Below are 11,686 nucleotides of genomic sequence, written 5' to 3' on the forward strand. Positions count from 1 at the left end.
CGGTCAGGTTCTGTCCGCAAGGGCCCGGCGGGTGGAAAGCCGCTCGCTACGGCTGGGCGGATGGTGGCTCGCTGCGGCTGGGCGGATGGTGGCTCGCTGCGGCTAGAACGGGAAGCCGCTGCGGCCGTGCTGCACCGAGATCCACTTGTGCGTGGTGAAGGCGTCCAGCATCGTCTCGCCGTTCAGCCGGCCGAGGCCGGAGTGCTTCTCGCCGCCGAAGGGGACGATCGGCTCGTCGTGGACCGTGCCGTCGTTCACGTGGAACATGCCGGTGTCGATCCGCTTGGCGAAGTTCACGCCCCGCTCGACGTCGGCCGTGTGCACGGCGCCGCTCAGCCCGTACGGGGTGTCGTTGACCAGGCGTACCGCCTCCTCCTCGCCGTCGAACGGGACGAGGAAGACGACCGGGCCGAACAGCTCCTGCCGCAGCAGGGGCGAATCGGCGGGCAGGCCCGTCAGGACGGACGGCTCGACGAGGTTGTCGGTCCGCCCGCCGCGCACCAGGGCGGTGGCACCCTCGGCGAGCGCTTGCTCGACCGCGCCGGAGATCGCCTCCGCCTGCGAGGAGTTGATCACCGGGCCGATGACCGTCGCCGGGTCACCGGGGTCACCGGCCTTCAGGCCGCTGACCTTGGCGACGAACTTCTCGGTGAACTCGTCGGCGATCGACCGGTCGACCAGCACGCGGTTGGCGGCCATGCAGACCTGGCCCTGGTGGACGTACCGGCTGAAGACCGCGGCGTCGACCGCGTAGTCGACGTCGGCGTCGTCCAGCACCACCAGGGCGCTGTTGCCGCCCAGTTCGAGCACCGAGCGCTTGAAGTTCGCGGCGCAGACGGTGGCCACGTGGCGGCCGACCTTGTCGGAGCCGGTGAAGGAGATGGCCTTCGGGACCGGGTGCTCGATGAAGGCGTCACCGATCTCGGCGATGTCGGTGACGACGACGTTCAGCAGGCCGCTGGGCAGCCCCGCGTCCTCGAAGAGCTTGGCGATGAGGGTGCCGCCGACGATCGGGGTGTTCTGGTGCGGCTTGAGGACGACGCCGTTGCCCAGGGCGAGGGCGGGGGCGACCGACTTCACGGAGAGCAGGAGGGGGAAGTTGAAGGGGCTGATGACGCCCACGACGCCGACCGGGACGCGGTAGACGCGGTTCTCCTTGCCGTCGATCGGGGACGGCAGGATCCGGCCCTCGGGGCTGAGCGACAGGTGGACCGCCTCGCGCAGGAACTCCTTGGTGAGGTGCAGCTCGAAGGCGGCCTTCAGCCGGGTGCCGCCCAGCTCGGCGATGATCACCTCGGTGATCTCCTGCTCGCGCTCCTCGACGAGCCGCAGCGCCTTCTCGAACACGGCACGGCGGGCGTAGGGGTTGGTCGCGGCCCACTGCTTCTGGGCCCGTTCGGCCGCCCGGTACGCGGCGTCGACCTCGTCGACCGTGGCTATCGTGATCGAGGCCAGCTTCTCGTTGTCGTACGGGTTGAAGTCGATGATGTCCCAGGAGCCGCTGCCCTGGCGCCACTCACCGTCGATGTACTGCTGAGCCAGGTCGGTGAAGTACGACGACATGTGATCCCTCAATCCCTTGCCGCCACGGCAGGCGACATCGACAGCCGGTCACCCTCGGGGTCTGATCAGGCGTCATCGTACTTGCGTTTCAAGAGAGTTGGAGGAGACCCCGCAGAAGGTCCCGGCTCTCGTCCGGGCCCGGGCTGTCCTGCTGGAGCTCCTTCAGCGCCTTCTCGTACTGGGCCACGTCCTCGGCCTTGTCCAGGTACAGGGCGCTGGTGAGCTGCTCCAGGTACACGACGTCCGAGAGGTCGGACTCGGGGAAGCTGAGGATCGTGAACGCGCCACTCTCGCCGGAGTGCCCACCGAAGCCGAACGGCATCACCTGGAGCCGTACGTTGGGGCGCTCGGACATCTCGATCAGGTGCTGGAGCTGCCCGCGCATGACGTCGCGGTCGCCGTACGGGCGGCGCAGCGCGGCCTCGTCCAGCACGATGTGGAACTCGGGCCCGTTCTCGGCGACGAGGTACTTCTGCCGCTCCAGGCGCAGCGCCACCCGCCGCTCGACGTCGGCCTCGCTCGCGCCCGCCATGCCGCGCCGGACGACCGCGCGGGCGTACTGCGGGGTCTGCAGCAGCCCGTGCACGAACTGCACCTCGTACACCCGGATCAGCGAGGCGGCGCCCTCCAGGCCCACGTAGGTCGGGAACCAGCTCGGCAGCACGTCCGAGTAACTGTGCCACCAGCCCGCGACGTTGGCCTCTTTGGCCAGTGACAGCAGGGAGGCGCGCTCCTGCTCGTCCGTGATGCCGTACAGCGTCAGCAGGTCCTCGACGTCCCTGGTCTTGAAGCTCACCCGGCCCAACTCCATCCGGCTGATCTTCGATTCGGAGGCGCGGATCGAGTAGCCCGCCGCCTCGCGCGTGATCCCCCGTGCCTCACGCAGTCGCCTGAGTTGTGATCCGAGCAGCATGCGCCGCACCACCGATCCGGGCTCTCCCGCGCTCACGTTCGCCAGCCTCCCCAACCGTCTTCCGGGCCCGAAGTCTGCCACTAAAACACTTCGAGCAGTACTCGTGCGGTTACGGAAACGGAATCGGGCCAAAGAAAGCGTGCAGGCTCGGGCATCGGGTGCCAGGAATGCGGTCGGGAAGCGTCCCGGAGGAGGCGCGAAGATGACGGAAAAATTGGCCAACAAGCGGTACGAGCAGGGGTATTTCGGTCACGTGCACGTGCATCTGCCCTTGCATCTGCCGTACGCATCCGAAACCATGGTCCCGCACCACCGCGCCGCATCGCTACGGACCGCGAATTCACGGGAGTGCCTCGCATGGGGACGAATGGATCGACCATGCTCCAGCCGTTACGGCAGGGCCTTCCGCCGCTGGATCCCGCGGCCGTGTCCAACGCCGCCTCCTGCGCCCTGCCCTCCCGCTACGAAGCGGTGCGCGAGGCACGCCGGTTCACCCGCCGCACACTCGACGGCTGGGACGTGGGCGACCGGTTCGACGAGGTCTGCCTGGTCGTCTCCGAGCTGGTCACCAACGCCCTGCGGCATGCGCTGCTGCCCGCCGACCTGCCGGGCCCGGCGGACCACCCGCCCGTCCGGCTGCACCTGCTGCGCTGGACCGAGCGGCTGGTGTGCGCGGTGCGGGACCCGAGCCGGGACGGTCCGGTCGCCCGCGACGCGGACGACTTCTCCGCCGAGTCGGGCCGCGGCCTGTTCCTCGTCGACTCCTTCAGCGACAGCTGGGGGTGGCACCCGATGGCCGGCACGCTGGGCGGCAAGGTCGTCTGGGCGCTGTTCCGGCTCCCCCGGCCGACGGCCGCCGAATGACCTGGTGCGGCGCCTTCGCACGTCGCGTTTCTACGCGCGTCACCAAGGGTGACCTGGTGACCACCCGGAGGGACGGCCGGGTGGCGGGCGGAGCCTCGCCGAGTCCGCCCCGAGTCCGCGCCGAGCGCGCGCCGAGCGCGGTCAGCCCGCGATCAAGTGGTCGAACTCGCCGTCCTTGACGCCCAGCAGCATCGCCTCGATCTCGGCGCGCGTGTAGACGAGCGCGGGACCGTCGGGGAAACGCGAGTTGCGCACGGCCACGTCTCCACCCGGCAGGCGCGCGAACTCCACGCAGGAGCCCTGCGAGTTGCTGTGCCTGCTCTTCTGCCAGGCCACTCCGTGCAGCCTCGTGGCCGCGATGCCGTTGTACACGCCGGACGCGTCGTCAACGTCGTACACGTCGTGGTTCACAGGTCGCTCCCCGGTGCCGGTGTGCACTGACTGGTGTGGCCATTGATGCAGTGGTCAACTGAACCGGATCATAACCCTGTTCATGTGCAGATGCGCGGGCAGATGCACGTGCACGAGGGGTGGTCCGCCGGTTACAGCTTTGACGGCCGCTCCACGGGGGACCTCGTCCTTCTTTGACGCGAGTGTCAACGAAGTCGTTCCAGGCGTCTGCCCGGCGACTCGATGACCATGCGACAACAGCAGGGGCCCGCCGACGAACGGCGGGCCCCTGCCGGGGAGGACGACGGAGGCGTCCGTCAGCGGGTGGCGTAGGGCAGCAGCGCCATCTCCCGGGCGTTCTTGATCGCCCGGGCCAGCTGCCGCTGCTGCTGGGACGTCACGCGGGTGACGCGGCGGCTGCGGATCTTGCCGCGGTCGGAGATGAACTTCCGCAGCAGATCGGTGTCCTTGTAGTCGATGTACGTCACCCCGGCCTGGTCCAGCGGATTGGGCCGCTGCTTGGCGGGCTTGCGGTCGTGCTTGCGGGGCATGGGGTCAGGCCTCCGGAGGATCGTCGGTGCGGGGCATGGAGGTCAGACCTCCAGGAGGGTGTCGAAGGCGGACGGCAGCCGCTGCCAGGCGTCGCGGCCGGCGGCGTACTCGGCGTCGGTCAGCAGGCAGGACTCCAGCAGCCGCTCCAGTCCGTCGCGGTCCAGGCCGGGGGACGTGAAGACGAGGTGCTGGCAGCGGTCGCCGTGCACCGGGTGCCAGTCCAGCGCGGCGGCGGCACGGCGTACCGGCGGGACCATCTCCCAGGCCGCGTCGGGCAGGGCGGCCAGCCAGGGGCCCGCGCCCTCGACGCACAGCGCGCCGCCGGCGGCGTCCCAGTGCAGCAGCGTGTCCGGCTTGTCGGCGAGCCAGAACCGGCCCCGGCTGCGGGCCGCGGCACAGGTCAGGTCCTCCAGCGCCGCGTACAGCCGCTCGGGGTGGAAGGGGCGGCGCCGGCGCCAGACCAGGGTGGAGACGCCGTGCGCGTCGGCGTCCGCGGGCAGCAGGGCGCACGCCGGGTGCTGGGCCGCGGCGGCGGCCTCCACGTCGAATCCCGCGCGGGCGGCGTCCGCCAGCGGGGAGCCCGCCGGGCCGCCGTGGCCGATCGGGACCCGGCGGGCGGTCGGGTGGAGCTGGGCCAGCAGCTCGTGGTCCTCGTCGTCGGCCTCCGGGGAATCGGCGACGGCGAGGACGGGCGCGTACTCCAGCTGCCGCGCGAAGGTGTCGGCGACGGTGCGCTGGTCGGTGGCCGCCGCGGCCAGGCCGCCCTCGGCCAGGTCGTCGCCGTTGCCGAGGTACGGCAGCACCAGCGCCGGATCGACGGCGGTGATCACGCCGGTGACGGTGAAGCCGCCGGCGGTCACCACCTCGGCCATCGCCTTGGGCTCGACGGAGTCCCACAGCTCGACGACGGCGAGCGGGGTGCTCCCGGCGTCCGCGAGCCGTTCCAGCTCGGGCACGAGGTCCTCGCGCAGGGCGCAGCAGGCACAGTCGTTGACGAGGGGCGCCTCGCCGGCGGACCGGATGCCGGTGGCGTCCCGGACGGTCCGTACGACCGTGCCGGCGGCGGCCGTCGCCAGGTCGTGGTGGAGGACGACGCTGCCGGGCACGTCCGCCAGCAGCCGGGCCACGGCCGCCGCGCGGGCGTCGGCGTGCAGCCCGCCGACGATCACCACCGGCAGGGTCGCCGGCCGGTCCGCCGGCTGGGCCCCGGGCGGGGTCACGCCCCGCCCTGCTTTCCGTCCGCGCCGTTCCGCCCCTGCTTCCCGTACCGGCGTTCGAAGCGCTCGACGCGTCCGGCGGTGTCCAGGACGCGGGCGGTGCCCGTGTAGAAGGGATGGCTGACGTTCGAGATCTCGACGTCGACGACCGGGTAGGTGCGGCCGTCCTCCCACTCGATCGTCTTGTCGCTGGTCATGGTGGAGCGGGTCAGGAAGGCGTGGTTCGCGGCCCGGTCGCGGAAGACGACGGGGCCGTACGCCGGGTGGATTCCCTTGCGCATGGCGGTGGCTCAGCGCTCCTCTCGGAAGTCGACGTGGCGGCCGACGACCGGGTCGTACTTGCGCAGGGTCAGCCGGTCGGGGTCGTTGCGCCGGTTCTTGCGGGTCACGTAGGTGAAGCCGGTCCCGGCGGTGGACCGGAGTTTGATGACCGGACGAAGTTCGTTGCGTGCCATGCTGGTATCTTACTGAAAATGAATTCCATTAACGACTACGTCTGAGGAGAGCTACGTCACCGTGTCCGCCCACTGCATGCTGACCGGCATTAGCCCCGGCTTCGGCAACCGCATCTCCCACTCCCACCGGCGCACCTCCCGCCGGTTCGACCCGAACATCCAGACCAAGCGCTACTGGCTGCCGAGCGAGGGCCGGTACGTCCGGCTGCGGCTGAGCACCAGGGCGATCAAGACCGTCGACGCGATCGGCGTCGAGGCGGCCGTGGCCCGCATTCGCGCCCGGGGAGTGAAGGTCTGATGGCCAAGAAGAGCAAGATCGCGAAGAACGAGCAGCGCCGGGCGACCGTCGCCCGGTACGCCTCCCGGCGGGCGGAGCTGAAGGAGATCATCCGCCGGCCGTCCACCTCCGACGCCGAACGGCTCGCCGCGCAGCGGGAACTGGCCCGGCAGCCCAGGGACGCGAGCGCCACGCGCGTGCGCAACCGCGACCAGGTCGACGGGCGCCCGCGCGGTTACCTCCGCACGTTCGGGCTCTCACGGGTGAATCTGCGCGGACAGGCGCATGCCGGGCATCTTCCGGGGGTCCGCAAGGCGTCCTGGTAGCTTGCGCTGTCACGGGCCGGCCCCGGTCGGCCGGCCGTCCGTCCGTCCGCGCGGGCGTGCGTGCGTGCGTGCGTGAGTCAGTGAGTGCGTTCGCGCTCCGCGCGTGCGTCCGTGCGTGCGTGCGTGTGGCAACAGCTGGGGGTTCCGGTGACGTTGGTGACTGTCGAAGGCAAGGCCCGTGCGACCGGTGCGCGCGGTGGCGGCGACGCGGGCGGTGGCAGCGACGCGGGCCGTGGCAATCGGCGGTCTGCGCGGCGGGGACTGCGGGGCTCGCGGGGCCGTCGTGGCCTGCGGGGCTTGGGGGGCTTGCGTGGCCTGCGGGTCCTGGCCGTGGCCGCGGGGGCGGCGGGTGCCCTCGCGCTCACCGGGTGCAGCGACGGCAGCTCCGACTCCGGTGCCGGCTCCGGCTCCGGCTCCGGCTCCGGCGACAAGGCCTCGGCCACGCCCGGCGCGACCGCGAGCGCGGACACGGGCGGCGGCACCGGCGGCGGCACCGGCGGGTCGTCGTCCGCGCCGTCCGGGGAGCTGGAGGGCAGCTGGTTCGCCACCACCGACGGCAAGGCGGTGGCCCTGGTGGTCAACGGCACCGAGGCCGGCCTCTTCGCCACCGGCGGCACCGTGTGCAGCGGCAGCGCGGGCAAGGACGCCGGCGCCCGCATGATCCGCCTCACCTGCACCGACGGCAACGACGACCGGGCGACCGGGACCGTCGAGTCGGTCGACGGCAAGACGCTGAAAGTCGAATGGGCGGGCAGCCTCGGGGTGGAGACGTACACCAAGGCCGAGGGCAGCTCGCTTCCGCCGCGGCTGCCGACGTCGGGCCTGGGGTCCTGAGCCGCCCCGAGAGCTCCCGGGGCACTCGGGCCACAGGCCCGTGACGGTGTGCCCGAGGCCCGTGACGGTACGCCCGAGGCCCGTGACGGTACGCCCCAGGCCCGTGGGAAGTGGCCGGCGCTTCAGAGCCCGGTGACGGTGTCCCTGGGCCCGTGGCGGCGCCCCTGTGCCCGTGGCGGCGCCCCTGAGCCGGTGGCGGCGCCCCTGGGCCCGTGGCGGCGTTCCTGGGCTCGTGGCGGCCTGGGTCTAGGGCAGCGGGCGCCGGGGGGTGACCTGGGCGCGGTCGGCCGCGCCGGCGCCCGCCGTCCAGCCCGCCGCGTCCGTGACGCCGCGCAGGCGGGTGGTGGTCGTCTCCGGGAACATCCGCTCCAGACGGTCGGTGACCGCGACCTCGCGCGTGGCGAGCACGGGCAGCAGGTCCTCGCTCACCGGATCCGCCGCGGCGGCGTGCAGCCGGGCGCCGACCCGGTCGGCGTAGGCCGCGAGGAAGGACTGGCGGAAGGTCTTGGTCCGCTTCCGCCCGCCCGCTCGCTGCGCGGCCTCGGCCTTGGTCATCGCCGCCTCGGCCTGCACCAGCAGCGAGGCGTACAGCAGCTCGACCGCCTCCAGGTCGGCCTCGAAGCCGACGACGGTGGAGAAACCGAACGGCTCGTTCCACACGGCCCGGCAGTGGTTGGCGTCGGCCACCGCGTCCAGCAGCACGGCCTTGGCCTGCTCGTACGGCGGCTCCACGCCGATCCGGCAGGCGCCGGGCGCGTCGGGCGAGGGCGCGTGGGCCGACAGCAGGGCCTCGTCGACGCTGTGCCGGGCCATCAGTTCCTGCGCCTTGGCACTGAGGGCCTCCGCCTCCTCCGGGTAGCCGGTCGCCTCCGCCTTGGCGAGCAGGGCGCGGATACGGGCGAGGGTGCGGGACTCCGTCCGGTGCCGCTGCCGCGGTTCGTCGAGCGGCTCCAGCGCGGGCAGCCCCAGCAGCAGGCGGTACAGCTCCAGGACGGCCGTCGCGTGCGAGAAGCGGTCCGCGCGCGCAGCGGGGCGCGGTGTCCCGGCGGGCAGGTCGCCGAGCTGAGCCGTCCAGCGCGGACCGCGCGGGCGGTCGTCCCGGGCCTGCGCCCGGATCAGCGCCGCCACGAGGTGCAGGTGTACGTCGTCCAGCTCGCGCCGCACGACGCGCACGACGTCGGCGGGCTGCCAGCCGCGCCCCCACGCCGCGGCGAGGAACTCCGCCCCGCGCCGCACCAGTTCGGCATCGCCCCCGGGGTCGGCCGCGAGCAGGGACGCCGCGGTGTCGAGGGTGGCGTCGGTGGTGTCGTACAGGGCGGTCCGAAGGGCCCGGTCGACGGTGCTGGACGTACTCACCCGGCGATGGTGCCACGGCCGGGGGTCACGACCGCGCCCTCATCGACTGTCAACCATTGGTTGACACCCCTAGGGGCGCAACCTACGGTTGACACATGACGACGAACCCGAACATCACGTCATCCGTATCCCTCCGTCTCGACGACCTCATCGCGGCCATCAAGAAGGCGCACACCGAGCCGCTCGAACAGCTCCAGGACGCGGTGATCGCCGGGGAGCACCTCGGCGAGGTGGCGGACCACCTGATCGGCCACTTCGTGGACCAGGCCCGGCGTTCGGGCGCGTCCTGGACGGACATCGGCAGGAGGATGGGCGTCACCCGGCAGGCCGCGCAGAAGCGCTTCGTGCCGAAGGAGTCCAACGACCTCGACGCCGGACAGGGCTTCAGCCGCTACACGCCCCGCGCGCGCAACGTGGTGATGGCCGCCCACAACGAGGCCAAGTCGGCGGGCTCCGGCGAGGGCGTGCCGGCCCACCTCGTCCTCGGCCTGCTGTCCGAGCCCGAGGGGCTCGCCGTCAAGGCCATCGCCGCGCAGGGCGTCTCCCCCGACGCGGTGCGCGAGGCGGCGCTCGGCGCGCTGCCGCCGGCCGCCGAGCAGGTCCCGGAGCTGGTGCCGTACGGCCCGGCGGCCAAGAAGGTCCTCGAACTGACCTTCCGCGAGGCCCTGCGCCTCGGCCACAACTACATCGGCACCGAGCACATCCTGCTCGCCCTCCTGGAGCACGAGAACGGCGAGGGCCCTCTGAGCGGGCTCGGCCTCACCAAGGAACGGGCCGAGGGATACGTCACCGAGCTGCTGGCGGAGTTCCTGAAGACGACCGAGACGGCCGGGGGCGCCGGGGAGTCGGACGGGGCCGGGGAGTCCGCGGAGTCCGAGGGGCCCGCGAAGGACGGGAGCCAGGGCTGACGCCGTCCGGCGGCCGATGCGGCACCAACCGGGTTGGCCTGACGGAGCCGGACGGGCGGCGGGCGGGACCGCGGCGCGGGCGGTGCCGGGGGCGGTGGCCGAAGCCGGAAGCCGCACGGCGGCGCGGGGCCCGCAGGCCGGGAAACCGCGGGCCGGAAGCCGAAGCCACAGCCGCAGCCGCAGCCGCAGGCCGGGTACCGGAAGCCGCGGGCCGAGCCGGGAACCGCAGGCGGGGGGCCAGGCAGGCGGCCGGTCGGTGTTCGAGGCGGGGCGTTGTCAGAGGCTCCTGCGACACTCGCGGCATGGCCGAACGGTGGGCGCTCGCCGTGGCCGAGGACGGTGGCGTGGAGGTCGCTGCCCTCGGCCCCGACGGGCTGCCCGCCGGACCGGTGCGGCGGGAGGCCGGCCTCGCCGAGGCCGTGCGGAGCCGGCCGGACGTCGGGCGGTGGGTGTGGCGGTCCACCGCCGAGGTCTACCCGCGCCTGCTCGCCGCGGGGGTGCGAGTGGAGCGGTGCTACGACATCGAGGACGCCGAGATCCTCCTCCTCGGCCACGAGGGGCGGTACGGCGAGCCCCGGTCGGCCGCCGCCGCCCTGGCCCGGCTGCGCGGCGGCCCGGTGCCTCCCGACCCGCCCCAGCGGCCGGCCGAACCGGGCGCCCAGTCCCCGCTGTTCGAACCGGCGGGCGCCCGGCTTCCGCTGGCCGACCTCCTCGCCGTCTACGCCGAGCAGCAACGACGGCACGAACGAACCGCGCACCCCGACCGGATGCGGCTGCTGACGGCGGCCGAGTCGGCGGGGATGCTGGTGGCCGCCGAGATGAACCACGCGGGGCTGCCGTGGCGCGCCGACGTGCACCGCGAGGTCCTGCACGACCTGCTCGGCGAGCGGTACGCGGGCGGCGGTGAACCGCGCCGCCTGGCCGAGCTGGCCGAGGAGGTGTCCGCCGCCTTCGGACGCCGGGTGCGGCCCGATCTGCCGGCCGACGTGATCAGGGCGTTCGCTCAGGCCGGGATCAAGGTCCGTTCCACGCGCCGGTGGGAGATCGAGGCCGTCGACCACCCGGCCGTGAAGCCGCTGGTCGAGTACAAGAAGCTCTACCGGATCTGGGTCGCCCACGGCTGGTCCTGGCTCCAGGACTGGGTGCGGGACGGCCGGTTCCGGCCCGAGTTCCTGGCCGGCGGCACCGTCACCGGGCGCTGGGTGACCAACGGCGGGGGCGGGCTGCAGATCCCCAAGGTGATCCGGCGGGCGGTCGTCGCCGACCCGGGCTGGCGCCTGGTCGTGGCCGACGCCGACCAGATGGAGCCGCGCGTGCTGGCGGCGGTCTCCCGTGACCCCGGGCTGATGGAGGTGGCGGGCCGGGAGACCGACCTCTACCAGTCCGTCTCCGACCGTGCCTTCTCCGGCGACCGTACCCAGGCCAAGCTCGCCGTGCTCGGCGCGGTCTACGGCCAGACCTCGGGCGACGGGCTGAAGAACCTCGCCCTGCTCAGACGCAGGTTTCCCAGAGCGGTCGCGTACGTCGACGAGGCGGCCCGCGCGGGCGAGGAGGGCCGGCTGGTCCGCACCTGGCTGGGGCGCACCTGCCCGCCGGCGGCCCGGGCGGGCGGCGACGATGCGGCCGGGGAGGCGGGCATCCCCGTCGCGGAGGGCGACGCCGACGTCCGGCACGCCGACCGGGAAGGCGACCGGCAGGGCGACCGGGCGTGGGGGGCGGGCTACGCCTCCACCGACGCCCGCGCCCGCGGCCGGTTCGCCCGCAACTTCGTCGTCCAGGGCAGCGCCGCCGACTGGGCCCTGCTGCTGCTCGCCGCGCTGCGCCGGACGTGTGCGGGCATGGCGGCCGAGCTGGTCTTCTTCCAGCACGACGAGGTGATCGTGCACTGCCCCGCCGAGGAGGCCGGCACGGTGGCCGCGGCCATCCGCGAGGCCGCGGACCTGGCGGGTCGGCTGACGTTCGGGGAGACGCCGGTGCGGTTCCCGTTCACGACGGCGGTGGTCGAGTGCTACGCGGACGCCAAGTGACGGG

The 11,686-nt window shown here is 73.1% G+C and carries 14 protein-coding genes; 6 read left to right on the forward strand and 8 right to left on the reverse strand.

All coding sequences use genetic code 11. From position 1 onward, the window contains the following. Nucleotides 1-102: 102 nt before the first annotated feature. Nucleotides 103-1,563: an aldehyde dehydrogenase family protein gene (locus ACLGIH_RS14970; RefSeq protein WP_416525743.1), complete on the reverse strand. Its 1,461-nt coding sequence runs from the start codon at nucleotides 1,561-1,563 to the stop codon at nucleotides 103-105. 88 nt (nucleotides 1,564-1,651) lie between these two features. Then, nucleotides 1,652-2,476 carry a helix-turn-helix domain-containing protein gene (locus ACLGIH_RS14975; RefSeq protein WP_416529389.1) on the reverse strand — a complete coding sequence of 275 codons (825 nt, stop codon included), beginning with the start codon at nucleotides 2,474-2,476 and terminating at the stop codon, nucleotides 1,652-1,654. 378 nt (nucleotides 2,477-2,854) lie between these two features. Between ACLGIH_RS14975 and ACLGIH_RS14980 the strand changes: the two genes are divergently transcribed. Beyond that, nucleotides 2,855-3,340 (forward strand): ATP-binding protein, encoded by a 486-nt coding sequence (locus tag ACLGIH_RS14980; RefSeq protein ID WP_416525744.1) that lies wholly within the window; start codon nucleotides 2,855-2,857, stop codon nucleotides 3,338-3,340. Between the two features lie 141 nt (nucleotides 3,341-3,481). On the opposite strand, the gene ACLGIH_RS14985 is transcribed toward ACLGIH_RS14980, so the two are convergent. From ACLGIH_RS14985 to rpmG, 5 genes are all read right to left on the reverse strand, one after another. Continuing rightward, nucleotides 3,482-3,751, reverse strand: coding sequence for a DUF397 domain-containing protein (locus ACLGIH_RS14985; RefSeq protein WP_416525745.1), 270 nt, complete (start codon nucleotides 3,749-3,751; stop codon nucleotides 3,482-3,484). Between the two features lie 296 nt (nucleotides 3,752-4,047). After that, the gene (gene rpsR / locus ACLGIH_RS14990) at nucleotides 4,048-4,281 is read right to left on the reverse strand and encodes a 30S ribosomal protein S18 (RefSeq protein ID WP_416525746.1); all 234 of its coding nucleotides are present in this window, start codon (nucleotides 4,279-4,281) and stop codon (nucleotides 4,048-4,050) included. 42 nt (nucleotides 4,282-4,323) lie between these two features. Then, a complete protein-coding gene (locus ACLGIH_RS14995; RefSeq protein WP_416525747.1) occupies nucleotides 4,324-5,502 on the reverse strand; it encodes a CobW family GTP-binding protein in 1,179 nt (392 codons plus the stop codon). Then, on the reverse strand, nucleotides 5,499-5,780 hold the full coding sequence (locus ACLGIH_RS15000; protein ID WP_416525748.1) for a type B 50S ribosomal protein L31: 282 nt from the start codon (nucleotides 5,778-5,780) through the stop codon (nucleotides 5,499-5,501). Before ACLGIH_RS15000 ends, ACLGIH_RS14995 begins: the two co-directional genes overlap by 4 nt. A gap of 9 nt (nucleotides 5,781-5,789) precedes the next feature. Then, a complete protein-coding gene (gene rpmG, locus ACLGIH_RS15005; RefSeq protein WP_033321692.1) occupies nucleotides 5,790-5,954 on the reverse strand; it encodes a 50S ribosomal protein L33 in 165 nt (54 codons plus the stop codon). Nucleotides 5,955-6,015: 61 nt separating this feature from the next. On the opposite strand from rpmG, the gene rpmB reads away from it, so the two are divergent. The 3 genes from rpmB to ACLGIH_RS15020 all read left to right on the forward strand — a co-directional run bounded on the left by rpmB (nucleotide 6,016) and on the right by ACLGIH_RS15020 (nucleotide 7,391). Next, nucleotides 6,016-6,252 (forward strand): 50S ribosomal protein L28, encoded by a 237-nt coding sequence (gene rpmB, locus ACLGIH_RS15010; protein ID WP_416525749.1) that lies wholly within the window; start codon nucleotides 6,016-6,018, stop codon nucleotides 6,250-6,252. Next, nucleotides 6,252-6,557, forward strand: coding sequence for a 30S ribosomal protein S14 (rpsN, locus tag ACLGIH_RS15015; RefSeq protein ID WP_416525750.1), 306 nt, complete (start codon nucleotides 6,252-6,254; stop codon nucleotides 6,555-6,557). The genes rpmB and rpsN overlap by 1 nt, the downstream gene beginning before the upstream one ends. A 297-nt stretch (nucleotides 6,558-6,854) precedes the next feature. Next, nucleotides 6,855-7,391 (forward strand): hypothetical protein, encoded by a 537-nt coding sequence (locus ACLGIH_RS15020; protein ID WP_416525751.1) that lies wholly within the window; start codon nucleotides 6,855-6,857, stop codon nucleotides 7,389-7,391. 246 nt (nucleotides 7,392-7,637) lie between these two features. On the opposite strand, the gene ACLGIH_RS15025 is transcribed toward ACLGIH_RS15020, so the two are convergent. Further along, nucleotides 7,638-8,747, reverse strand: coding sequence for a DUF2786 domain-containing protein (locus ACLGIH_RS15025; RefSeq protein ID WP_416525752.1), 1,110 nt, complete (start codon nucleotides 8,745-8,747; stop codon nucleotides 7,638-7,640). 95 nt (nucleotides 8,748-8,842) lie between these two features. On the opposite strand from ACLGIH_RS15025, the gene ACLGIH_RS15030 reads away from it, so the two are divergent. Beyond that, on the forward strand, nucleotides 8,843-9,655 hold the full coding sequence (locus tag ACLGIH_RS15030) for a Clp protease N-terminal domain-containing protein (protein ID WP_416525753.1): 813 nt from the start codon (nucleotides 8,843-8,845) through the stop codon (nucleotides 9,653-9,655). Between the two features lie 302 nt (nucleotides 9,656-9,957). After that, nucleotides 9,958-11,682 (forward strand): bifunctional 3'-5' exonuclease/DNA polymerase, encoded by a 1,725-nt coding sequence (locus tag ACLGIH_RS15035; RefSeq protein ID WP_416525754.1) that lies wholly within the window; start codon nucleotides 9,958-9,960, stop codon nucleotides 11,680-11,682. Nucleotides 11,683-11,686: the final 4 nt, after the last annotated feature.

The organism is Streptomyces hamibioticus, from assembly GCF_047946815.1.
Lineage (GTDB): Bacteria > Actinomycetota > Actinomycetes > Streptomycetales > Streptomycetaceae > Streptomyces.

What these genes read in the sequence shown, in the direction of transcription:
- ACLGIH_RS14970 (WP_416525743.1), bottom strand. Translation starts at nt 1,563, where the DNA reads ATGTCGTCGTACTTCACCGACCTGGCTCAGCAGTACATCGACGGTGAG.
- ACLGIH_RS14975 (WP_416529389.1), bottom strand. Translation starts at nt 2,476, where the DNA reads ATGCTGCTCGGATCACAACTCAGGCGACTGCGTGAGGCACGGGGGATC.
- ACLGIH_RS14980 (WP_416525744.1), top strand. Translation starts at nt 2,855, where the DNA reads ATGCTCCAGCCGTTACGGCAGGGCCTTCCGCCGCTGGATCCCGCGGCC.
- rpsR (WP_416525746.1), bottom strand. Translation starts at nt 4,281, where the DNA reads ATGCCCCGCAAGCACGACCGCAAGCCCGCCAAGCAGCGGCCCAATCCG.
- ACLGIH_RS15000 (WP_416525748.1), bottom strand. Translation starts at nt 5,780, where the DNA reads ATGCGCAAGGGAATCCACCCGGCGTACGGCCCCGTCGTCTTCCGCGAC.
- rpmG (WP_033321692.1), bottom strand. Translation starts at nt 5,954, where the DNA reads ATGGCACGCAACGAACTTCGTCCGGTCATCAAACTCCGGTCCACCGCC.
- rpsN (WP_416525750.1), top strand. Translation starts at nt 6,252, where the DNA reads ATGGCCAAGAAGAGCAAGATCGCGAAGAACGAGCAGCGCCGGGCGACC.
- ACLGIH_RS15030 (WP_416525753.1), top strand. Translation starts at nt 8,843, where the DNA reads ATGACGACGAACCCGAACATCACGTCATCCGTATCCCTCCGTCTCGAC.
- ACLGIH_RS15035 (WP_416525754.1), top strand. Translation starts at nt 9,958, where the DNA reads ATGGCCGAACGGTGGGCGCTCGCCGTGGCCGAGGACGGTGGCGTGGAG.